21 protein-coding genes and 2 pseudogenes are annotated in these 21320 nt (G+C 72.5%); 16 read left to right on the top strand and 7 right to left on the bottom strand.

What is annotated here, in order from left to right; all coding sequences use genetic code 11:
* Window positions 1-39: 39 nt before the first annotated feature.
* Window positions 40-723, bottom strand: coding sequence for a glycerophosphodiester phosphodiesterase (locus IE185_RS13440; protein ID WP_138898508.1), 684 nt, complete (start codon window positions 721-723; stop codon window positions 40-42).
* A gap of 38 nt (window positions 724-761) precedes the next feature.
* Complete coding sequence (locus IE185_RS33670; RefSeq protein WP_268245840.1) at window positions 762-887, bottom strand: hypothetical protein; 126 nt, start codon at window positions 885-887, stop codon at window positions 762-764.
* Window positions 888-1071: 184 nt separating this feature from the next.
* On the opposite strand from IE185_RS33670, the gene IE185_RS13435 reads away from it, so the two are divergent.
* The 7 genes and pseudogenes from IE185_RS13435 (at window position 1072) to IE185_RS13410 (ending at window position 7239) form a co-directional block, all read left to right on the top strand.
* Window positions 1072-2208: an LLM class flavin-dependent oxidoreductase gene (locus IE185_RS13435; RefSeq protein WP_189715180.1), complete on the top strand. Its 1137-nt coding sequence runs from the start codon at window positions 1072-1074 to the stop codon at window positions 2206-2208.
* A pseudogene (locus tag IE185_RS33665) lies at window positions 2205-2711 on the top strand (alpha/beta hydrolase); the annotation flags it as partial. The gene IE185_RS13435 and the pseudogene IE185_RS33665, both read left to right, overlap by 4 nt.
* Window positions 2712-2778: 67 nt before the next feature.
* Window positions 2779-3210, top strand: coding sequence for an alpha/beta hydrolase fold domain-containing protein (locus IE185_RS33660; protein ID WP_268246662.1), 432 nt, complete (start codon window positions 2779-2781; stop codon window positions 3208-3210).
* Window positions 3211-3291: 81 nt separating this feature from the next.
* Complete coding sequence (locus IE185_RS13425; protein WP_138895493.1) at window positions 3292-4689, top strand: DUF6421 family protein; 1398 nt, start codon at window positions 3292-3294, stop codon at window positions 4687-4689.
* Between the two features lie 26 nt (window positions 4690-4715).
* The gene (locus tag IE185_RS13420) at window positions 4716-5483 is read left to right on the top strand and encodes an SDR family NAD(P)-dependent oxidoreductase (protein WP_138895494.1); all 768 of its coding nucleotides are present in this window, start codon (window positions 4716-4718) and stop codon (window positions 5481-5483) included.
* Window positions 5480-6565, top strand: a complete 1086-nt coding sequence (locus tag IE185_RS13415) for a beta-eliminating lyase-related protein (RefSeq protein ID WP_138895505.1) — start codon at window positions 5480-5482, stop codon at window positions 6563-6565. Before IE185_RS13420 ends, IE185_RS13415 begins: the two co-directional genes overlap by 4 nt.
* Window positions 6566-6639: 74 nt before the next feature.
* Window positions 6640-7239: a transglutaminase domain-containing protein gene (locus IE185_RS13410; RefSeq protein WP_138895495.1), complete on the top strand. Its 600-nt coding sequence runs from the start codon at window positions 6640-6642 to the stop codon at window positions 7237-7239.
* A 40-nt stretch (window positions 7240-7279) separates the two neighbouring features.
* Here the strand turns inward: IE185_RS13410 and IE185_RS13405 are convergent, their stop codons facing one another.
* The gene (locus tag IE185_RS13405; RefSeq protein WP_138895496.1) at window positions 7280-8002 is read right to left on the bottom strand and encodes a lysophospholipid acyltransferase family protein; all 723 of its coding nucleotides are present in this window, start codon (window positions 8000-8002) and stop codon (window positions 7280-7282) included.
* A gap of 241 nt (window positions 8003-8243) precedes the next feature.
* On the opposite strand from IE185_RS13405, the gene IE185_RS13400 reads away from it, so the two are divergent.
* The 6 genes from IE185_RS13400 to IE185_RS13375 all read left to right on the top strand — a co-directional run bounded on the left by IE185_RS13400 (window position 8244) and on the right by IE185_RS13375 (window position 14682).
* A complete protein-coding gene (locus IE185_RS13400; RefSeq protein ID WP_189715176.1) occupies window positions 8244-8570 on the top strand; it encodes a TlpA family protein disulfide reductase in 327 nt (108 codons plus the stop codon).
* 204 nt (window positions 8571-8774) lie between these two features.
* Window positions 8775-9332 carry a flavin reductase family protein gene (locus tag IE185_RS13395; protein WP_138895498.1) on the top strand — a complete coding sequence of 186 codons (558 nt, stop codon included), beginning with the start codon at window positions 8775-8777 and terminating at the stop codon, window positions 9330-9332.
* A 201-nt stretch (window positions 9333-9533) separates the two neighbouring features.
* A complete protein-coding gene (locus tag IE185_RS13390) occupies window positions 9534-10319 on the top strand; it encodes an electron transfer flavoprotein subunit beta/FixA family protein (protein ID WP_138895499.1) in 786 nt (261 codons plus the stop codon).
* 61 nt (window positions 10320-10380) lie between these two features.
* Window positions 10381-11343: an electron transfer flavoprotein subunit alpha/FixB family protein gene (locus IE185_RS13385; RefSeq protein ID WP_138895500.1), complete on the top strand. Its 963-nt coding sequence runs from the start codon at window positions 10381-10383 to the stop codon at window positions 11341-11343.
* A 161-nt stretch (window positions 11344-11504) separates the two neighbouring features.
* Window positions 11505-12803, top strand: a complete 1299-nt coding sequence (locus IE185_RS13380; RefSeq protein ID WP_138895501.1) for a DUF6986 family protein — start codon at window positions 11505-11507, stop codon at window positions 12801-12803.
* Between the two features lie 100 nt (window positions 12804-12903).
* Complete coding sequence (locus tag IE185_RS13375) at window positions 12904-14682, top strand: serine/threonine-protein kinase (protein WP_138895502.1); 1779 nt, start codon at window positions 12904-12906, stop codon at window positions 14680-14682.
* Window positions 14683-14732: 50 nt separating this feature from the next.
* On the opposite strand, the gene IE185_RS13370 is transcribed toward IE185_RS13375, so the two are convergent.
* On the bottom strand, window positions 14733-15722 hold the full coding sequence (locus tag IE185_RS13370; RefSeq protein WP_189715197.1) for a LacI family DNA-binding transcriptional regulator: 990 nt from the start codon (window positions 15720-15722) through the stop codon (window positions 14733-14735).
* Window positions 15723-15915: 193 nt separating this feature from the next.
* Between IE185_RS13370 and IE185_RS13365 the strand changes: the two genes are divergently transcribed.
* The gene (locus IE185_RS13365; RefSeq protein WP_138895504.1) at window positions 15916-16875 is read left to right on the top strand and encodes an ROK family protein; all 960 of its coding nucleotides are present in this window, start codon (window positions 15916-15918) and stop codon (window positions 16873-16875) included.
* Window positions 16876-16950: 75 nt separating this feature from the next.
* Window positions 16951-17483 (top strand): annotated as a pseudogene (locus IE185_RS13360) (tetratricopeptide repeat protein).
* 134 nt (window positions 17484-17617) lie between these two features.
* On the opposite strand, the gene IE185_RS13355 reads toward IE185_RS13360, so the two are convergent.
* On the bottom strand, window positions 17618-17806 hold the full coding sequence (locus IE185_RS13355) for a DUF8839 family protein (RefSeq protein WP_138909416.1): 189 nt from the start codon (window positions 17804-17806) through the stop codon (window positions 17618-17620).
* 264 nt (window positions 17807-18070) lie between these two features.
* On the opposite strand from IE185_RS13355, the gene IE185_RS13350 reads away from it, so the two are divergent.
* A complete protein-coding gene (locus tag IE185_RS13350; protein WP_138898086.1) occupies window positions 18071-19108 on the top strand; it encodes an NUDIX hydrolase in 1038 nt (345 codons plus the stop codon).
* On the opposite strand, the gene IE185_RS13345 is transcribed toward IE185_RS13350, so the two are convergent.
* Complete coding sequence (locus IE185_RS13345; RefSeq protein WP_138898085.1) at window positions 19067-19780, bottom strand: MBL fold metallo-hydrolase; 714 nt, start codon at window positions 19778-19780, stop codon at window positions 19067-19069. The genes IE185_RS13350 and IE185_RS13345 overlap by 42 nt on opposite strands.
* A 69-nt stretch (window positions 19781-19849) precedes the next feature.
* On the bottom strand, window positions 19850-21214 hold the full coding sequence (locus IE185_RS13340) for a dipeptidase (protein WP_138898084.1): 1365 nt from the start codon (window positions 21212-21214) through the stop codon (window positions 19850-19852).
* Window positions 21215-21320 lie beyond the last annotated feature (106 nt).

Here is a 21320-nt window from a genome sequence, read left to right as displayed (position 1 = left end):
GGCAGGCCCCCGGGCCGCCGGCCGGGCAGGGCCGCGCGGTTACGCCGTGAAGCGGCCCGTGCGGCGGATCTCCGGGTAGTCCGTCGTCGCCCCGTCCAGCTCCAGCGCCCGCACCAGCCGCAGGTGGTCCTGCGTGTTCACCACCCAGCCGATGACCCGCAGCCCGCGGGCGTGCGCGCGCTCCACCGTCTCCAGGGTCAGCCTGCGGATGTTCAGGGCCAGCGTCGCGGCGCCCACCGCCTCGGCGCGGTCCACGACGTCGGTGCCGTAACGACTGGCGATGAGGACCGTCCGTACGCCGGGTACGAGCGAAGCGATCTCGGCGACCGCCTCGTCGTGGAACGACGACACCTCCACCCGGCCCGCCAGGTCCCGCCGGTGCATCACCTCGGCGAGCGAGCGCGCCGCCGCGACGTCCTTGATCTCCGCCTGGAGCGGGGACCGCACCGCGTCCAGGACCTCTTCGAAGAGCGGGACCCGCTCGCCCTGCCCGGCGTCGAGTCCGCGCAGTTCCGCGAGGGTCAGGTCGGCGATCGCGCCCCGGCCGTCGGTCGTACGGTCCACCTCGGCGTCGTGCATCACCACGAGGGCGCCGTCCTTGCTCAGGTGCAGGTCCAGCTCGATGGCGTCCATACCGGCCTGCTCGGCACGGACGAAGGAGCGGAGGGTGTTCTCGGGCTCGACACCCATGACCCCGCGGTGACCAATGGTGAGGAAACTCAAGGCAGTCTCGCTTCCGTCGACAGCGGCTCCCCGGCAGCCTAACGGCCCTCTTCCTGGAGTGAACCCGTCTCGCGCGGAGAAGCGGAGTGCTCCGCTCGGGTGCCCGCGATCCCGAGGATCAGACCGGTGATCAGGGCGGCGACGAGGACTGCGCGGGTGCTCACAGCTCCGTCCTACCGTCGCGGGGCGGTGATCGGCGAACCTCGTCACTCGCGCGTGGGCGCTCCGGGCGGGCGTTGACGCCCGACGCCGGCCCTGCGTCCAGAGCATATGACGACTAGTCATATGTCTCATAGAAATAGCACAGCCCCATGGACGCACCACCCGGACGCACCCCCTGGAGGCACCGTGCAGTTCTCCGTCGTCTTCGAGGCCCAACTCGCCGACCCGACCGTCGAACGTGAGCACCAGGTCATCCGCGACAGCGTCGAACAGGCCGTGCTAGCCGAGCGGATGGGCTTCGACCGCGTCTGGGCCGTCGAGCACCACTCCCTGAAGTGGTACGCGCACATGTCCGCCCCGGAAGTCTTCCTGACCTGGGTGGCGGCCAGGACCACGACCATCCGCGTCGGTCACGGCGTCGTCTGCATGCCGTTCAACTTCAACCACCCCGCGCGCGTCGCGGAGCGCGCCGCGATGCTCGACCTGCTCTCCGGCGGGCGGCTCGACCTGGGAGCCGGGCGCGGCGGCACCGAGCAGGAGACCTCCCTGTGCGGGGTCGACCGGGACCGTACGACGCGGGAGGTGGAGGAGGCGCTGCGGATCATCGGCGGGGCCTGGCAGGAGGACGAACTGGAGTACCACGGTGAACTGATCGACATCCCCCCGCACCCCATCCTGCCGCGCCCCCGCCAGACCCCGCACCCTCCGCTCTTCCTCGCGTGCAGCCGCGCCGAGACCCTCGTGCGGGCGGCCGAACTGGGCGTGGGGGCACTGGTGATGGGCTTCGCCGGGCCCGAGTCGATCGCGCTGATGCGCGCGGCGTACGACGCCGCGAGGGCCGCCCGTACGCCGGACTCCTTCGTCTCGACCGCCGTGAACGACCACTTCTCCGTGCTCTGCCCGACGATCGTGCTCGACGACCGCGAGGAGGCCCGGCGCGTCGGGACCCGTGGGCAGCGCTTCTTCGCCCAGTCCATCGGGCACTGGTACGGCGGCGCAGGCATCCCCGACGAGGCGGTCGTCGCCGGCGCCGACGAGGCGGCCGAGATGCGCCGGGCCGCGGAACAGGTCGTCGCGCGGCTGCACGAGCAGCACATCCCGGTACGCCCCTCCGCCACGGCCACGTTCAACGCCGACCACGCCTACGGCACGGCCGACGACGCCATCGCCTATGTCGAACGCCTCCGCGACGCCGGGCCCGACGAGATCATGTGCCTGATCCAGATGGGCACCGTCCCGCAGGAGGCGTGCCTGGAGACGCTCCGGCAGTGGGGCGAGAAGGTCATCCCGCACTTCAGGGCGTGCGAGGAGAGCGCGCGATGACCGTGGGGCCCGACCGGCTCACGCCCGAGGCCAGGGCTCTGGCCGATCTCCTGGCCGCCGCCTTCCCGGACCTCGGCGGGGCGGTGACCGACGCCGTCGAGGGCCGGCGCCTCGTCGACGCGCTGCCGAGGCCGCCGGTGGAGCCGCCGGCGGTGGGCGAGGTGACGGACACCACCGTTCCCGGCGCGCGGGGCGCCGACGGCACGCCGGTGCGGATCTACCGGCCCGGTCCGGCCGCCGGGAGCGGCCCGCGCCCGACCGTCGTCCACTTCCACGGGGGCGGCTGGGTCCTCGGCGGCCTGGACGGCCACGACACCTCGGTACGCGCGCTGTGCCGCGCCTCGGGGGCCGTGCTGGTCTCCGTCGGCTACCGGCTCGCACCCGAGGCCCGCTTCCCCGCCGCCGTCGACGACGCGTACGCCGCCCTGCTGTGAGCCGCGGAGCACGTGGGGGAGCTGGGCGGCGATCCCGGGGCCCTGGTCGTGGCGGGCGACAGCGCGGGCGGCACCCTCGCGGCTGTCGCGGCGCTCGTGGCGAAGGAGCGCGGGGGGCCCGTCCCTCGCCCTCCAGGTGCTCGTCTACCCGGCGACCGACGCGCGCCAGGACACCGCCTCCTACCGCGCGAACGCCACCGGGTACTTCACGGAGGCCGCCGCGCTGCGCTGGTTCTGGGAGCAGTACCTGGGACCGGACGGTGACGGAGCCCACCCCCACGCCTCCCCACTGCGGGCCGCCGACCTGTCCGGGCTGCCGCCCGCGTCGCACCTCGTCACGGCGGGCTGCGATCCGCTGTGCGACGAGGGCCGCGCGTACGCGGGGCGGCTGCGGGCCGCCGGGGTGGCGGTCACCGAGGACCACCGGCCCGGCATGTTCCACGGCTTCCTCGCCTTCCCGGCCGTGCTCGACGACGCCCGGGACGCGCTGGACGGTGTGGCAGAAGCAATCGCCCGCACAGCGCGAGACAGGAAGAATCGCGGCGATCAAGGGGGCTCGGCAGGATAATTTACTGAGGGTGGGCTTGAATGGGAGACCAGAAGACCTATACGGTGCCTTGACGCGAGGTTCTCCCGTGGAGGAAGTGACATGACGGAAATTCTTGTGCAGGACACAGTCGCCGACGGCATATCCGATGCCCGGCGCGTGGTCGAGCACGCTGCCTGGCTCGAGCTCAAGAATGCCGTGGAGGCGATCCGGCCCTGGCAGTCGGCGGACGGCTCCATCGACTTCGACGCCGAGGGCGCCCCGACGCGCGCCATGGCGGAGGCGACCGTCGACCGCGTGATCAACGCCGTCGAGGAGCTCGCGCCGCTGCTGCCGCACAACGCGGCGTACCACCGCGCTCTCGTCGCCGACCTGCGCAAGTGGGCCGCCGACGGCTTCGCCGTGCCGGACTTCCTGGACTCGCTGCTCGCCTTCCAGCCCGCCCAGCAGCGCGCGGACGGCCTCCAGCACCTGGTCGTCTTCCCCATGTACACGCAGAACGGCAACCCGGACCGCAACTTCGAAGCGGTCGTGCTGCGCATGGTGTGGCCCGAGTGGCTGTCGGAGCTGGAGCGCACGCGCTACGACAACCCGCTGTTCCTCGGCATCACCTTCGAGGACTTCACGCCCGGGTACGACACCCACTCCGCCGTGCTCTTCCCCGAGACGATCGCGGTGCGCGAGGCCCCCGAGCGCTTCACCTGGGGCGGCATCTTCTGTGACCGAGAGGCGGCCCGCTTCCGCCGCGTCACCGAGGCCTCCGTCGACATCCTGGGCCTGGAACTGCCGGACGACATCCGCGCGATGGTCTCCGACCAGCAGCGCTGCCAGGACGCGTTCGTACTGTGGGACATGGTCCACGACCGCACCCACAGCCACGGCGACCTGCCGTTCGACCCGTTCATGATCAAGCAGCGCCAGCCGTTCTGGATGTACGGCCTGGAGGAGCTGCGCTGCGACCTCACCGCCTTCAAGGAGGCCGTGAAGCTGGAGGCCGAGGGCAACGCGCACGGCCGTGACGTCCAGTACGCCGTGCTGTTCGACCGGATGTTCCGCTTCCCGGTCAGCGGCGACCGCAACCGCAACTACGACGGTCTCGGCGGCCAGCTGCTCTTCGCGTACCTGCACAAGCACGACGTGGTGCGCTGGACCGACAACACGCTGAAGATCGACTGGGAGCGGGCCCCGCAGGTCACCAACCAGCTCTGCGGCGAGATCGAGGACCTCTACCGGGCCGGCATCGACCGCCCGAAGCTGGTCCACTGGTTCGCCGCGTACGACCTGGTGTCGACGTACCTCGCTCCGCACCCCGGATCCCGCTGGGCCAAGGGCCCCGACGCGCTGGACCTGTCGCTGCCCCCGCGCAAGCTCGTGGACGATGTGCTTCCGGACGAGTTTCCGCTGAGCATGTTCTATGAGGCCCTTTCCAAGAAGCTCAAGAACGTGATCGCCGCCACCAAGGGGATCACCGCGACGAGTGCCGAGCGGGTGGCCGCGTGAGCCCTCGCGACCAGGAGGCGACGACCATGACCAGCAGCATCGGCAACAGCAACGGGGGATCGCTGGAAGGCGCTGTGGTCGCGGTCGCCGGGGCCGGCGGCCCGGCCGGCCGGGCCACGCTGCTCAGGCTGGCCGAGGCGGGCGCGATCGTGGTCGGTTCCGACGCGAACCCGGCGCGCCTCGCCGAGGCGGTCGACGCCGCCCGGTACGCCCACGGGGGCGCCACCGTCACCGGTGACACCGTGGACCTTCTCGATCTCGACGCCACCCGTGAGTGGGCCGACAAGACCGAGAAGGAATTCGGCCGCATCGACGGCATGGTCCACCTCGTCGGCGGCTGGCGCGGCAGCGCGTCCTTCGCCGAGACCGACCTCGCGGACTGGGACCTGCTGGAGAAGCTGCTGATCCGCACGGTGCAGCACACCTCCCTCGCGTTCCAGGCGCCGCTCCAGCGCAGCGACCGGGGCCGTTACCTGCTGATCAGCGCGGCGGGCGCCTCCAAGCCCACCGCCGGCAACGCCGCGTACTCCGCCTCCAAGGCCGCCGCCGAGGCGTGGACCCTGGCGCTCGCCGACGCGTTCCGCAAGGCGGGGGGCGAAGAGGGTCCCCGTACGGCGGCTGCGATCCTGGTCGTCAAGGCACTGGTGCACGACGCGATGCGCGCCGAGCGCCCGACCGCGAAGTTCGCGGGCTTCACGGACGTCAAGGAACTGGCCGAGGCCATTGCCGGGGTCTGGGACCAGCCCGCCAGTGAAGTGAATGGACAGCGTCTGTGGCTGACTCCCAAGCCGTGAATCCCGATCCGACGCACGCGGCGAAGACCGACGCGCGCCGGCACCACGACCCGCGGGTGCGCGGCTTCGCGAGCGACAACTACGCGGGCGTGCACCCCGAGGTGCTCGCCGCCGTCGCCCTCGCCAACGGCGGCCACCAGGTCGCGTACGGCGAGGACGACTACACCGAGAACCTCCAGCGGATCATCCGCAGCCACTTCGGCGGACTCGCCGAGGCGTTCCCCGTCTTCAACGGCACCGGCGCCAACGTGGTCGCCCTCCAGGCGGTCACCGACCGCTGGGGGGCGGTCATCGCCGCCGAGACCGCGCACATCAACGTCGACGAGGGCGGCGCCCCCGAGCGGATGGGCGGACTCAAGCTGCTGACCGTGCCGACGCCGGACGGCAAGCTCACGCCCGAGCTCATCGACCGGCAGGCGTACGGCTGGGAGGACGAGCACCGCGCCATGCCGCAGGTCGTGTCGATCACGCAGAACACCGAACTCGGCACGGTCTACACGCCCAGTGAGATCCGCGCCATCTGCGAGCACGCGCACGCGCACGGCATGAAGGTGCACCTCGACGGAGCCCGGATATCCAACGCGGCGGCCTCGCTCGACGTACCGATGCGGACCTTCACCAACGCCGTCGGGGTGGACATCATGTCCTTCGGCGGGACGAAGAACGGCATGATGTTCGGCGAGGCGATCGTCGTCCTCAACCCGGACGCGGTGCGTGCCATGAAGCACTTGCGCAAGCTGTCGATGCAGCTCGCGTCCAAGATGCGCTTCGTGTCGGTCCAGCTGGAAGCGATGCTCGCGCGGGACCTGTGGCTGCGCAACGCGCGCCACGCCAACGCCATGGCCCAGCGGCTCGCCGACGGCGTCCGCCAGGTGGACGGCGTGGAGATCCTCTACCCGGTGCAGGCCAACGCCGTGTTCGCGCGCCTGCCCAACGACGTCAGCGAGCGGCTCCAGAAGCACTACCGCTTCTACTTCTGGAACGAGGCCGCCGGGGATGTCCGCTGGATGTGTTCCTACGACACCACCGAGGACGACGTCGACGGCTTCGTCCAGGCGCTCAAGGAAGAGATGGCCCGGTAGCGAAGCCGTATAGGTATGCGGCCGACTGGAAAGTGATTGACTTCCAGTCGGCCGCTTCCCTACGCTCTGGCGCCATGGAGCTGATCCAGCAACACCCGGAGCTTTCGGCATACTTGGCCGCCGACGACGTCATCGATCACGAACACCCGCTGGTGCGCAAGACGGCGGCGCTCCTGCGCCCCACGACGCCCAGTGCATACGCATACGCCGAAGCGGCGTACACCTTCGTCCGCGACACCATCCCGCACTCCCACGACGCGGGCGACGAACGCGTCCCCTGGCGCGCCTCGGACGTGATCGGGCGGCGTACGGGCATCTGTCACGCCAAGGCCCACGCCCTCGCCGCGCTGCTGCGGGCCGAGGGCATTCCGACCGCCCTGTGCTACCAGCGGCTCGCGGACGACGACGGGTCGAACCCCGTCCTCCACGGCCTCGTCGCGGTCAGACTTCCCGGGCACGGCGACTGGCTGCGCCAGGACCCGCGGGGCAACAGGCCAGGCGTGGACGCGCGGTTCTCCGTGGACGGCGAACGGCTGGCGTTCACCGTCCGCACGGAGTACGGCGAAGTGGACTACCCGCAGCTGTACGCCGCACCCCACCCGGCGGTCCTGGGCGCCCTGCGGGCCGCCCCGGACCGCTCGTCCCTCTGGCGAACGCTCCCCGCCGCGCTCTGATCCGCCCGGCCGGGGACCTCGCGGCCCCCTGCGCCGCCGGTCAGCCGGCCTCGCGCACCTGCGCGGGCGTGGGCGCCGAACCGCCGAGGTGCGCCGGGATCCACCACGTGTCGTCGGCGTTCTTCGGGCGTACGGGGTACGCGCGCTGGGCGGCTTCGAGCAGCTCCTGCACCCGGCCGCGCAGCCGGCGCGTGATGGCGCCCGCGAACTCGTCCGTGGGCGCTTCCATCGGCTCGCCGACCCGTATCGTCACGGGGATGTGGTTGCGGCCGAAGTTGCGCGGCCGGCCCTTGGTCCAGATCCGCTGGGTGCCCCACAGCGCCATCGGGATCAGCGGGACGCCGGCCTCCTGGGCCATGCGGGCCGCACCCGACTTGAAGCTCTTGAGCGTGAACGACTCGGAGATCGTCGCCTCCGGGAAGACGCCGATGATCTCGCCGGAGCGCAGCGAGTCGAGGGCGTGCGCGTACGCCGCCTCACCGCGCTTGCGGTCCACGGGGATGTGCTTCATCCCGCGCATCAGCGGCCCGGAGATCTTGTGGCGGAAGACGGAGTCCTTCGCCATGAAACGCACGAGGCGCTTCTGCGGCAGCGCGCCGAGTCCCGAGAAGATGAAGTCCAGGTAGCTGATGTGGTTGCTCACCAGCACGGCGCCACCGGTGCGGGGGATGTTCTCAGAACCCTGCGTGTCGATCTTCAGGTCCAGCGCCTTGAACAGGGTGAGGGCGGCACCGATGACCGGTCGATAGACGAGTTCTGCCATGTCAGAGGGGACCCTTCTGTGCCCGGGGAGGGCTCTCCCGGCGAGGTTACGCGGCCGTAGGTTTAGCCGCAATGGGCAGATCGTGCCCCATGAGCGGCCGAGTAGCCAGTCCTGATGGCTTTCACGCGCGAGATTCTCGTCACGTACGGAAACGGCAGGAATCGTCTCTCCGTGGTGAGCGCTGGAGCCAAGGCGTGGGAAAAAGGACGGGAACGACCGGCGGACACACAGGAGGCGCGACGTGCCAGGGCACGACGGCGGTACGCGGCTGGGCGCGGCCGAACTCGGCGCACCGACGGGGGAGCGGGCGACCCTCGTGCAGTTCTCCAGCGCGTTCTGCCAGCCCTGCCGCGCGACCCGCAGGACGCTGGCCGAGGTGGCGGACATGGTCGAGGGCGTCGCCCATGTGGAGATCGACGCGGAGGCGCGGCTCGACCTCGTACGCGCACTGGGCATCCTCGCCACACCCACCGTGCTCGTGCTCGACGGCAGCGGGCGGATCGTGCGCCGGGCCTCGGGGCAGCCGCGCCGTGCCGATGTCATCGCCGCGCTCGGAGAAGCCGTATGAACGCCGTGACGCGCGTCCCATCCCGCGGTCCAGGCTTGACCGCGCAGGTCACGGGTCGTCAGTCTGACCGCGTGCCGTCAGAAATCCTCCTTCACAAGCGGGTCCACGTGGACCTGGCCCGCGACGCGAGCGCGCGCTGTCCCGGTGTCTGAGCACGCACGGGCCCGCACGCATCCGCCGCAGAAGGACAGCAAGGAAACCTCCATGACGGCCTCGACCGACCTCGCCGTACCGCGCCGCACCCGGCCCGCCGCCCCGGGCCCGCACCAGGCGCCGCCGCAGCCCCTCGAAGGCTCTCCCGAGCTGCTGCGGGCGGTCTTCCGGCAGCACGCCGCAGGCGTCGCCGTGATCACCGCACGGGGGGCGCGGCCCGTCGGGTTCACCGCCACCTCGCTCAACTCCGTCGCCGCCGACCCGCCGATGATCTCCTTCGGCGTCGGCACCGGCTCGTCGAGCTGGCCGGTGCTGGCCGAGGCCGGCCACGTCGGCGTCCACGTCCTCGCCGAGGACCAGCGCGACCTGGCGGCCACGTTCGCCCGCAGCGGCGCCGACCGTTTCGCACCGCCCACCCGGTGGCGTACCGGGCCCGAGGGAGTGCCTCTCCTGGACGGAGTGCTGGCGTGGCTGGTGTGCCGTGTGGTGGCGCGCGTTCCGGCGGGGGATCATCGGATCGTGCTCGGTCAGGTCGTCGCCGGAGACCCCTCGGGAGCCGGCCGGCCGTTGCTGTACCACCAGGGACGCTTCAACGCGCTGAGGGACTGAGAGGTCCCCCTGTCCGCCGATTACTCAGCGTTGGCAAGGTCACAGTTCAAAGCGCTTGCTTACGGGGAACGCTCTGGATGTACTGACGAGTAATATTCCAGTCGGAGCGGGGTTGGCCCCGACCGGGAACCGCCCCTTCAGGCGCCTATGCTGCCTGCAACGAGGCAGTCAAGAAATAGACGATGCAGTAGGAGAGCCGGCGTGAGCTTGAGGATCGTTGTCTGTGTGAAGTACGTGCCCGACGCCACCGGCGACCGGCACTTCGCCGATGACCTGACCGTCGACCGCGACGACGTCGACGGCCTGCTGTCGGAGCTCGACGAGTACGCCGTCGAGCAGGCGCTGCAGATCGCCGACGAGGCCGACGACGCGGAGATCACCGTGCTGACCGTCGGCCCCGAGGACGCCAAGGACGCCCTGCGCAAGGCGCTGTCCATGGGCGCCGACAAGGCCGTCCACGTCGAGGACGACGACCTGCACGGCACCGACGTCATGGGCACCTCGCTGGTGCTCGCCAAGGCCATCGAGAAGACCGGTTACGACCTGGTCATCTGCGGCATGGCGTCGACCGACGGCACCATGGGCGTCCTCCCGGCGATCCTGGCCGAGCGCCTGGGCGTCCCGCAGGTCACGCTGCTCTCCGAGGTCTCCGTCGAGGACGGCGCCGTGAAGGGCCGCCGTGACGGCGACGCCGCGAGCGAGCAGCTCGAGGCCTCGCTGCCGGCCGTCGTCTCCGTGACGGACCAGTCGGGCGAGGCCCGCTACCCGTCCTTCAAGGGCATCATGGCCGCCAAGAAGAAGCCGGTGGAGTCCCTGGACCTGGAGGACCTGGAGATCGACGCCGACGAGGTCGGCCTCGAGGGCTCCTGGACCAAGGTCGAGTCGGCGACCGAGCGCCCGGCGCGCACCGCGGGCACGATCGTCAAGGACGAGGGCGAGGGCGGCAAGCAGCTGGCCGAGTTCCTCGCGGGCCAGAAGTTCATCTAGGCCCCGCGCGGCCCCCTCACACGCCCCCAGATTCTTCGCACTCGCAGGAGATTGAAGTCCCATGGCTGAAGTTCTCGTCTACGTCGACCACGTGGACGGCGCCGTCCGCAAGCCCACCCTTGAGCTGCTGACCCTCGCCCGCCGCATCGGCGAGCCCGTCGCGGTCGCGCTCGGCAAGGGCGCCGAGGCCACCGCCGCCACGCTCGCCGAGCACGGCGCCGTCAAGGTCCTCACCGCCGACGCCCCCGAGTTCGCCGACTACCTCGTCGTGCCGAAGGTGGACGCGCTCCAGGCCGCGTACGACGCGGTCTCCCCGGTCGCCGTACTCGTCCCCTCCTCCGCCGAGGCCAAGGAGATCGCGGCCCGCCTCGCGGTCCGCATCGGTTCCGGCATCATCACGGACGCCGTCGACCTCGAAGCCGGCGACGAGGGCCCGGTGGCCACGCAGGCTGTGTTCGCCGCCTCGTACACCACCAAGTCCCGTGTCTCCAAGGGCACGCCGGTCATCACCGTCAAGCCGAACTCGGCTCCGGTCGAGGCCGCACCGGCCGCCGGCACCGTCGAGGCGCTCTCCGTCTCCTTCGGTGAGAACGCGACCGGCACCAAGGTCGTGGCGCGCACCCCGCGCGAGTCCACCGGCCGCCCCGAGCTGACCGAGGCCGCGATCGTGGTCTCCGGCGGCCGCGGCGTCAACGGCGCCGAGAACTTCCACGTCATCGAGGAGCTCGCCGACTCGCTCGGCGCCGCTGTCGGCGCCTCGCGCGCCGCCGTGGACGCCGGCTGGTACCCGCACTCCAACCAGGTCGGCCAGACCGGCAAGTCGGTCTCCCCGCAGCTGTACATCGCCTCGGGAATCTCCGGCGCGATCCAGCACCGGGCCGGCATGCAGACGTCGAAGACGATCGTCGCCATCAACAAGGACGCCGAGGCCCCGATCTTCGACCTCGTCGACTACGGCGTCGTCGGCGACCTCTTCGCGGTCGTCCCGCAGCTGACCGAAGAGGTCAAGACCCGCAAGGGCTGACCTGCGAAGCAGTGCTGAGCGGTAACGGCCCGGGGCCGCGTGGTGATCTTCACCGCGCGGCCCCGGCTGCTTTCGGCAGACCATTGACGCAGGTCGCGACCGGCGTTAACTTCGCCATGCGGATTATTGATTCCGTGCAGCGGAAAACTGGAGGGTAGGTCATGGGTCAGCAGGAGAAGGTGGCGACAAGTCTCGCGGGCGCGGTAAGCGAGGGCATCAGCGCCTCCCTCGTACCGGTCGACGAGGAGCTGTCCCGCCGCTACCCGGGCGACCCCGGCACCCGCCAGCCCGTACACACCGTCTACGTACCCGGTGACGTCTTCGCCGCCGACACCGTCCGCTCCTGGGGCGACCGGGCGCTCGCCGCGCTCGACGAGCACGCCCCCGACGCCGCGTCGTTCGCCGCCGTACTCGGGCTCTCCGAGGACCTCGCGGGCCCGGTGTACGACCGCGTACGGGCCAAGCTGGAGCGCGAGCCCATCGAGGACCTGCGCGTCGACTTCGAGGACGGCTACGGCGGCCGCACCGACGCCGACGAGGACGCGCACGCCGCCCGCGCCGCCCGCCTGATCAGCGACGCGTACGCCGACGGCACGGCGGCCCCGTACATGGGCATCCGCATGAAGTGCATGGAGGCGGCGGTACGCGACCGGGGCATCCGCACCCTCGACATCTTCCTCACCGGCCTGATGGAGTCCGGCGGCCTGCCGGACGGGCTCGTCCTCACGCTGCCCAAGGTCACCTACCCCGAGCAGGTCACCGCGATGGTGCGCCTGGTCGAGGAGTTCGAGAAGGCGCGCGGCCTGGACGCCGGCCGCATCGGCTTCGAGATCCAGATCGAGACGAGCCAGTCCATCCTCGCCGCCGACGGCACCGCCGCCGTGGCCCGGATGATCGGCGCCGCCGAGGGCCGCGCCACCGGACTGCACTACGGCACGTTCGACTACAGCGCCTGCCTCGGCGTCAGCGCCGCCTACCAGGCCAGCGACCACCCGGCCGCCGACCACGCCAAGGCGATCATGCAGGTCGCCGCCGCCGGCACCGGCGTGCGCGTCTCGGACGGCTCCACCAACGTCCTGCCGGTCGGCACCACCGCGCACGTGCACGAGGCCTGGCGCCTGCACTACGGCCTCACCCGCCGCGCCCTGGCCCGCGCCTATTACCAGGGCTGGGACATGCACCCCGCCCACATCCCGACCCGCTACGCGGCCGTCTTCGCCTTCTACCGCGAGGGGTACGAGCAGGCCGCCGCCCGCCTCGCCGCCTACGTCAACCAGGCCGGCGGCGACGTGATGGACGAGCCCGCCACCGCCAAGGCGCTGAGCGGCTACCTGCTGCGCGGCATCGACTGCGGCGCCCTCGACACCGCCGAGGTCGCCCGGCTCACCGGCCTCACCCGCGCGGACCTCGACGGCTTCGCCTCGCCGCGCCGGGGAGACCTCACGGCAACCGCCAAGTAACAGCCCCGGACGGCGTCCGGCGCCGCCACCGCTGCCCCGTACGCTGTACCCGGTCTCAGTCGGAGCAGCGGAACACGCGGAACAGAGGAACGGGGCAGCGGTGGCCACGGGGGAGAACGAGCGGTTGGCCGGCCGCTACAGAGTGGTCGCGCAGCTCGGACGCGGTGGCATGGGCGTCGTCTGGCGCGCCGTCGACGAGGTGCTCGGACGCGAAGTCGCGGTCAAGGAACTGCGGACGTACAACGACGTGTCGGCGCCGGAACTGGCCGACCTGCGGATCCGGATGCAGCGCGAGGCGCGCGCCGCCGCGCGCGTGCGCCACCCGGGAGTCATCGCCGTCCACGACGTCACCGAGCACGACGGCCGGCCCGTCATCGTGATGGAGCTCGTCGACGGGCCCTCACTGGACGACGTACTCAGCGAGCGGGGGCTCCTGGACCCGCGCGAAGCCGCCTCCATCGGCGCCAAGGTGCTGGAGGCGCTGGGCGCCGCCCACCAGGCCGGCGTGCTGCACCGCGACGTCAAGCCGGGCAACGTGCTGATCGAGCGCGCCGGCGGGCGGGTGGTGCTCACCGACTTCGGGATCGCCGCCATGGACGACCCGGGCGACGGTTCCACCACGCACCTCACGCGCAGCGGCGAACTCGTCGGCTCCCTGGACTACCTGGCGCCCGAGCGCGCCCAGGGGCACGAGCCGGGCCCCGCGTCCGACGTGTGGGCCCTCGGCGCGACCCTGTACGCGGCCGTGGAGGGCGGCTCCCCGTTCCGCCGTACGTCGACCTGGTCGACGCTCACCGCGATCGTCGCCGAACCGCTGCCCGAGCCGCGCCGCTCCGGGCCGCTCGGGCCCGTACTCCAGCAGCTGATGGCCAAGGACCCCGCGCAGCGCCCCGACGCCCGGCAGGCCGCCCGACTGCTCGCCGCCGTGGCCGCCGGTGAGGAAACGGCGGCCACGGCGGGCGGTGTCCTGGGCGGCGGCGCGCCCCGCGAGGAGACGGTGCGCGATGTGCTGCCGCACCGGCCGGAGGGATTCGGCCCCGTGACGCCGGCCCCGCACCCGGTCCCGCACGCGCAGCCCGTTCAGCCCGCCCCGCGTGACCCGCACCGGCTCGGCTCCGGTCGGGGCAGGGCGGCCCTGGTGGCGGCCGGTGTCGCGGTGGTCCTGCTGGCCGGCGGCGGCGTGACGTACGTCCTCACCGGCGGTACGGAGCAGACGTCCGGCGACCGGGCACGGGCGGCGGGGGAGGGCGAGGCGCCCCGGAGCCTCGACCGCATCCCGGCGGCGGGCGAGCCGTCCACGGCCGGGAAGCCCGCCGCGGCCAAGCCCACCGGCCGGGGCGCCGACGCGTCCGGCCGGCCGGACGCGAAGCCCCCGGCGGGCGGCGACGGCAAGGACGCCGAGGGGGCCGACGGCAGGGACGGCAAGGACCCCGCCGGGGACTCCGACGGCGGCGCTTCCGGTACGTCCGGCTCCTCCGGCGGCAAGGATGCCGAGGACGGGGCCGGTGACGCGGGCGGCTCGTCGGCGGGCGCGTCGGGCAGCGGCGGCAAGACGGTCACGGGCGGTGGCAGCGCTCCCGGCGAGCCCGACCCGGAGCCCGTCTGCCACGGCATCGGCGGCGGCAAGTACAACTGCACGGTCTGGAAGTCCGCGACGTCGTACACGGCGGCCGGGGCCGAAGTCGGCGTGCTCAACGCGGGCACCAACTACTTCTACTGCCAGCAGAACCTGGGCCGCCGGGAGACCGACGGCCAGTGGACGAACGTGTGGTGGGCCAAGACCGACGACGACAGGGGCAACGCGGGGGTGTTCGTCAGCGATGTCTACATCCAGGGCGGCGCCAACGACGAGCCCGTCCCCGGCCTGCCGGTGTGCTGAGGCCGCCGGGCCGCCACCGGCCCCGCGGCTGAGGTCTTCGGAGCACCGCCTCAGGGCGTCCACGGCGGTATCTCGCCCGACCCGCGCGCGATGAGGCGCGTCGGCAGTTCGGTGCGCGCGGGAGCGTCGTTCGCGCCGTCGAGGCGGCGGAAGAGGCGGTCCGCCGCGGCGCGGCCCAGCCGGGCCGCGTCCTGCGCGACGACCGTGAGGCCGGGCTGGAGCAGGTCGGCGAGTTCGATGTCGTCGAACCCGACCAGCGCCACGGGACGCTCCCGGCCGGCGAGGACCCGTACCACCGTCACCGTCACCCGGTTGTTGCCGGCGAAGACGGCGGTGACGGGCTCAGGGCCGTCCAGCATCGCGGTCACCGCGTCCCGCACCCGCTCGGGCGCCGTGCTGCCGAGCGACACCCACGCGTCGTCGGCCGCCAGCCCGGCGTCCTCCATCGCGGCGTAGTAGCCGCGCAGGCGCTCCGCTGCGGTGTGGATGCGCGGCTGGTCGCCGATGAACCCGATACGGCGATGGCCGTGCGCGATCAGATGCGCCACGCCCTCGCGCGCGCCGCCGAAGCTGTCGGAGAGCACCACGTCCGCGTCGATCCGGCCGGCCGGACGGTCCACGAAGACGGTGGCCACCCCCGCCGCGATCTCCGGCTCCAGGTAGCGGTGGTCGTCCCCGGCGGGGATCACGATCAGCCCGTCGACGCGCCGCGCGCAGAGCGCGAGCACCAACTCCTGCTCGCGCGCGGGGTCCTCGGCGCTCGATCCGTTGATCAGCAGCGCGCCGTGCGCGCGGGCGACCTCCTCGACGGCGCGGTTCAGCGGCCCGTAGAAGGGGTCCGCGAGATCTTCGAGGACCAGGCCGATGCTGGCGGTGCGGCCCTTGCGCAGGACGCGCGCACTGTCGTTGCGGCGAAAGCCCAGCGCCTCGATCGCCTCCTGGACGCGCTGTTCGGTGTCGGGCGTGACACCCGGTTCGCCGTTCACCACGCGCGAGACCGTCTTGAGACCGACACCGGCGCGGGCGGCGACGTCCTTCATGGTGGGCCGGTTGCCGTAGCGGAGCTCCGGACGGCTTTCGGTCTCGGCCACAGTCTGATGTCCTCTTCGTAATCGGGTGCGGTCGGTGCGTGAACGGTGTGCCGTCGAGCATAGGGCCTGGACAACGTTGTCAACTGAATGGAGACTGGCTCTGACCTGCCACACCCCTGCCCTGCCTGGAGATCCGACACCGATGCACACCGACCTCGTCGCCGCTCTCGACATCGGCGGCACCAAGATCGCCGGCGCGCTGGTGGACGGCGGCGGCCGGATTCTCCTGCGCGCGCAGCGGCCCACGCCCGCCCACGAGGACGGCGAGAGCGTGATGCGGACCGTCGAGGACGTGCTGGGCAGGCTGACCGTGTCCCCGCTGTGGGAGCACGCCATGGCCGTCGGCATCGGCAGCGCGGGCCCCGTGGACGCCTCGGCCGGCACCGTCAGCCCGGTCAACGTCCCCGGCTGGCGCGACTTCCCGCTGGTGGAGCGCGTGCACCGGGCCGTGGGCGGCCGGCCGGTCACCCTCGTCGGCGACGGGGTGGCGATGACGGCCGCCGAGCACTGGCAGGGCGCGGCCCGGGGCCACGACAACGCGTTGTGCCTGGTCGTCTCCACCGGCGTCGGCGGCGGCCTGGTCCTGGACGGCCGCCTCCACCCGGGGCCGACGGGCAACGCGGGCCACATCGGCCACATCAGCGTCGACCTCGACGGTGACCCGTGCCCGTGCGGATCGCGCGGCTGCGTCGAACGGATCGCCAGCGGGCCCAACATCGCCCGCCGGGCGCTCGAACAGGGCTGGCGGCCGGGGCCCGACGGCGACGCCACCGCCGCCGCCGTCGCGGCGGCCGCCCGCGCCGGGGACCCCGTGGCGGTGGCGTCGTTCCGGCGCGCCGCCCAGGCGCTCGCCGCCGGCATCGCCGCCACCGCGACGCTCGTCGAGATCGACATCGCGGTCGTCGGCGGGGGAGTGGCGGGCGCGGGCGACGTACTCTTCACGCCCTTGCGCCGTGCTCTGCGCGAGTACGCCACGCTCTCGTTCGCCCAGCGCCTCCAGGTCGCCCCGGCCCTGACCGGGACCGACGCGGGCCTGGTGGGCGCCGCGGCCGCCACCGCGCTCGGCGGCAGGCCGGGCGAGGCGGCGGCGTACGTCGTCTGACCGCATGTCAGCAAGCCGTCGGCGCAGGGAAGCAGGATCTTGCCCGGGACGCCTCCGCCGTGCGAGCGTGGGCCCATGAACGGTGATCAGGAGCGGGACGCGGCTCTGTCGCGGGCGGTGCGGCTGCGTGAGGACGGCCGGGCCGAGGAGGCCCGGGTCCAGCTGCTGGCGCTCGCCGAGCGGTACCCGCAGGACGCCGGGATCGCCTACAGACCGCGTGGGCGCACGACGTGCTCGGCCTGGAGCACGAGGCGGTGCCCTTCTACGAGCGGTCGCTGAGCGTCCCGGGCCTGCCCGCCGAGGACCGCCACGGCGTCTTCCTCGGGCTGGGCAGCACCTACCGAGTCCTGGGCCGGTACGCGGCGGCCCTGCGCACCCTGCGCCTCGGCCTGGCGGAGTTCCCCGGGGACCCGGCCCTGGAGTCCTTCCTGGCCATGGCCCTTTACAACACCGGCGAAGGCCGCGAAGCCGTACGGACGCTGCTCAGGGCCCTGGCGGCCACGAGCGCGGACCCACGGGTACGGACCTACCGCCTTGCGATCGAGCAGTACGCCGACGACCTCGACGCCACGCACCCGCCGAGGGAGACACCGCAGCCGGGGCCGTAACCGCCCGAGCCGCGCGGGCTCCTGTCCTGCCCGCCGCGCCCGCCGACGTCCGAGCCGCACGCGCTGCCGCCGTGCCCGCGGCCCTCCCCGCCGCAGTCCCGCAACCTCCGCCGCCTCGCCGCCCCGCCCCCCGTCTAGCCGCGCCCCTGCGAGCCCGCCTCCGTAGCGCGCTGCGCCACGACCACCAGGAACGCGTCGGCCTCCAGGTCCATCACGACCTCCGCCGGACAGCCCTCCGCCCGCCGCGCCAGGGCGAACTCCTCGGCCGGCCAGCTGCCCCTGGGGCCGCCGGCCGGGAACTGCTCCAACACCATGCGACTCATCTGCGCACCCCGCTCCCATGTCTGCCGAACTGCTGCTCCAGTTGCCCCAACGAGCTGCCGCGCGCGTGCGTCACGGTCCCGCCTCCCGTCAGGGCGCCTCTCCCCCTGTTCGACGCCGCCGGTGCCCCGGACCGTTGCCCCTGGCATGCAACAGCATCGGCACGGTTGTGTGCCCAAACGGTCGCGGGCACCATGCGGTGACCCCGGGTTTCCGTGGCGCGGTGTCGCGGGCAGGCCACAGGGGGCGACGGAAGAGGGGGAACCGTGATCGTCTGGATCAACGGTGCGTTCAGTGCGGGCAAGACCAGCGCCGCGCGCGAACTGATCGATCTGATCCCGAACAGCACCTTCTACGACCCCGAACTGATCGGCGGGGGACTGCGCAATCTACTGCCGCAGAAGCGGCTGGCGGAGGTCAGCGACTACCAGGACCTCCCCATCTGGCGCCGGCTGGTCGTGGACACCGCGGCCGCGCTGCTCGCCGAGGTGGGCGGCATGCTGGTGGTGCCCATGACGCTCCTGCGCCAGGAGTACCGCGACGAGATATTCGGCGGGTTCGCCGCACGCCGCATTCCGGTGTGCCACGTACTGCTCTCGGCCGACGAAACGATCCTTCGTGAGCGGATCGCGGCCCGTGAGGAGATGCCGGACGACCCCGAGGGAAGCGAGCGGGTACGGCAATGGGCGTACGAGCACATCGAGCCGTACCGCGCCGCGCTCGGCTGGCTGGCCGGCGACGCCCACCTCGTCGACACCAGCGCGCTGACACCGGCCGAGACGGCCGTACGGATCGCCGAGGCGGTACGGTCCGGGGCCGCCGGGAGCTGCGCGATCGTGCAGACGCCCGAGCCGACCGCCGAGACCGTCGCCGCGGGTGTCCTGCTCTTCGACAAGGCGGACAGGGTGCTCCTCGTCGACCCCACCTACAAGCCCGGCTGGGAGTTCCCCGGCGGGGTCGTGGAACGGGGGGAGGCGCCCGCGCGCGCCGGGATGCGTGAGGTCGAGGAGGAGATCGGGATAGAGCTCGCCGAGGTGCCGAGGCTGCTGGTCGTCGACTGGGAGCCGCCGAGGCCGCCGGCGTTCGGCGGTCTGCGCCTGATCTTCGACGGTGGCAGGCTCGACAGCGCGGCGGCGGGCCGGCTGGTCCTGCCCGGCTCGGAGCTGCGCGGCTGGCGCTTCGTCACCGAGGAGGAGGCCGCCGGGATGCTGCCGCCCCAGCGCTACGAGCGGCTGCGCTGGGCGCTGCGGGCCCGCGAGCGGTCAGCCGTGCTCAACCTGGAAGCCGGAGTCCCGGTCGGCTGATGCCCGCAGAACGGCAGCCGTGTCCTCGGTCAGCGGGTCGCCGTGACCGAAGCAGGCGATGGCTGGGGCGAGCGCCGCCAGGCGGCGGAACGAGTCCAGGGCGCGCTCGCGGTCGGTGTTGAACACGCCCAGCATCACCTGGCCGACGCCCGCCACGCAGTCGCCCGTGAACAGCACACCGTGCCGCGGCAGGTGCACGCCGATGCTCCCGTCCGTGTGGCCGGGGGCGTGGACGATCCGCGCGCCGTCGCCGAACTCCAGCAGGTCGCCGTCCTCGGCCTCCCGGTCCACCCGGGTGGGCGGGGCCGGCGGCACGGTCAGTCCGTGGGCGTACAGCGGACGCTCCCAGTCCAGCAGCACGGGCTCCGGCACCGGCCGCTCGCCCCGGATCACGGGAGCGTCGAGCCGGTGCGCGATCACCTCGGCGCCGTACCGCCCGGCCAGCTCACCGGCGGCGCCGACGTGGTCGCGGTGGCAGTGGGTGAGGACGATCCGGCGGATGTTCTCGGGGCGCAGGCCGAGGCTCCGTATCGCCTCTTCGACGTCGGCCGCCGCGTCCTTGTCGCCGGCGTCGATCAGGGTCAGCTCCGCACCGTCGCACCAGAGGTACGCCTGGCCGATGCGGAAGCGGAACATGTACAGGCGGTGGGGGACGACTTCGACGAGATCCATGCGGCGAACGTACGACGGGCAGGCCGCCCGCCGTACGGATCTACGCTTTCAGCGATCTCCGCTGAGCGCTTAACCCTGCTTGGACAGCGCGTAGTTGCGAAGGAACAGCGCCTCGGCCACGGACAGCCGCTCCAGCTCCTCGGGCGAGACGCTCTCGTTCACCGCGTGGATCTGGGCCTCGGGCTCGCTCAGCCCGATGAGCAGGATCTCGGCCTTCGGGTAGAGCGCGGCCAGCGTGTTGCACAGCGGGATCGAGCCGCCCATGCCGGACGTCTGCATCTCCTCGCCGGGGTACGCCACGCGCATGGCCTCCGCCATCGAGGTGTACGCCGGACTGGTCACGTCCGCCTTGAACGGCTGGCCCTGGCCGACCTGCTCCACCGAGACCCGCGCGCCCCACGGGGTGTGCGCCAGCAGGTGGGCGGTGAGCAGCTTGGTCGCCTCGGCGGCGTCCTGGCCCGGCGGCACCCGCAGGCTGATCTGCGCCCGCGCGCTCGCCTGCAGGGACGGCGTGGCGCCGACCACCGGCGGGCAGTCGATGCCGATGACGGTGACGGCGGGACGGGCCCAGATGCGGTCGGCGACCGTGCCGTTGCCGATCAGGCCGACCCCGTCGAGGACCCGCGCGTCCTTGCGGAACTCCTCCTCGGGGTAGTCGAGGCCGTCCCACGCCGAGTCGGCGGTCAGCCCGTCCACGGTCGTCGAACCGTCCTCGGCGCGCAGCGAGGCCAGCAGCTGGATGAGCGCCGCCAGCGCGTCGGGCGCCGCGCCGCCGAACTGGCCCGAGTGCAGGTTGCCTTCGAGGGTGTCGACCTGTACGCGCAGCATGGTCATGCCGCGCAGCGTCGCGGTGACCGTCGGCAGGCCGACGCGGAAGTTGCCGGTGTCGCCGATGACGATCGTGTCGGCGGCGAGCAGCTCGGGGTGCGCCTCGGCGTACTGCTCCAGACCACCCGTGCCCTGCTCCTCCGAGCCCTCCAGGACGACCTTCACCGAGACCGGTATGCCGCCGTTCGCCCGCAGGGCGCGCAGGGCGAGCAGGTGCATGATGAAGCCGCCCTTGCAGTCGGCGGCGCCGCGCCCGTACCAGCGGCCGTCGCGCTCCGTCAGCTCGAACGGCGGCGAGAGCCACGCGGTCTCGTCCAGCGGGGGCTGTACGTCGTAGTGGGCGTACAGCAGGACGGTCGGCGCGCCCGCCGGGCCCGGCAGGAAGCCGTACACCGACTGGGTGCCGTCGGGGGTCTCCAGCAGCGCGATGTCCTGGAAACCCTCGGTCCGCAGGGTGTCGGCGCACCAGACGGCGGCCGCCTCGCACTCGCTCTTGGGGAACTGCGCGGGATCCGCCACCGACTGGAAGGCCACCAGCTCCGCGAGCTCCGTCTTCGCGCGGGGCATCAGCGAGGCGACGGTCTCGGCGATCGGTTCGGCGGTCATGGGCACGCTCCTTGTGAGTGCGACGTTGTAGTGCGTGTGGGTGTTCGTACGGGGTGGCCGACAAGCACCGCCCGATCCTCCCACAGAGAGATCGGCGGCTCCTGCG

This window comes from Streptomyces chryseus, from assembly GCF_014650755.1.
Classification (GTDB): Bacteria; Actinomycetota; Actinomycetes; order Streptomycetales; family Streptomycetaceae; genus Streptomyces; species Streptomyces chryseus.
Note: the sequence above shows the minus strand (reverse complement) of the source record. Positions and strands in the feature narration are given on the sequence as shown.